General features: G+C 52.4%; 1 protein-coding gene. It reads left to right on the top strand.

All coding sequences use genetic code 11. From position 1 onward, the window contains the following. On the top strand, positions 1-707 hold a 707-nt coding region (locus HOC_RS20610; RefSeq protein ID WP_035542639.1), incomplete at its 5' end, for a polysaccharide deacetylase family protein. Positions 708-872: the final 165 nt, after the last annotated feature.

Raw genomic sequence — 872 nt, 5'->3', positions numbered from 1 at the left:
TCTGGTGGATCACCCCTGTGGGGCAGGCCATTGGTCGTATTCTCTGTTATCATTCGATAGGGCAGTCGGAATGGGGCGTTAATGACGTCACCCCAGAGCAATTTCGACGACAGCTCGAGACAGCACTGGATGCCGGATTTAATTTTGTTCCTGCCAGCGAGATTGTTCGGACAGGCGGAGGGCCAAAAGATCTCGCAATCACGTTTGATGACGGGCTCAAGACCGTACTGACCAATGCGGCTCCGGTCTTGAAGGACCTTGACTTGCCGTGGATGTTTTTTCCGGTTTCTGATTGGTCAGATGGTCGCCATACATTTTCCGAAGATACCGTCCTTTCTTGGCATGACATTGAGACACTTCTCGCGACAGGAGCGGAAATGGGGAGCCACTCCGCGACTCATCCGCAGTTCAATCATATCGAAGTAAATCAAATGGTGGATGAGCTGGCGGGGTCGAGGGAGCTGTTTGCGAAACGTCTGGGGTTCGCACCGGAGACGTTTGCCATCCCATTCGGCCAGTCGGGCAATTGGTCGGAAGAGGCGCGTAAGCTGGCGCAGGAGGCCGGATACTCTACCGTCTATGCTCAGGCTGAAGAGACGCGGCCTCAGAATACAGTCGCTCGCACATTCGTGACCAAATACGACGGCGACTTCATCTTCAATGCTCTCCTAAAGGGCAAATTCGATTCATGGGAGGAGTGGTTCTGATGAGTCGCGACGCAAAATCCAACTTATCTGCAAATGCGGCTGAGTTGCTGACAAAACAAGCTGACGCAATAACGTTTTGCCTTGACCATTATATTCCTGGTGATCGTCCGGTTGCTCTTTTGCTATTTCCGCTGGATGACAATGTCGGCAATCACATGATGTGGC

The sequence above is a fragment of the Hyphomonas oceanitis SCH89 genome (assembly GCF_000685295.1).
GTDB lineage: Bacteria > Pseudomonadota > Alphaproteobacteria > Caulobacterales > Hyphomonadaceae > Hyphomonas > Hyphomonas oceanitis.
The sequence above is the reverse complement of the archived record's forward strand: the minus strand, read 5'-3'. Positions and strand labels throughout refer to the sequence as shown.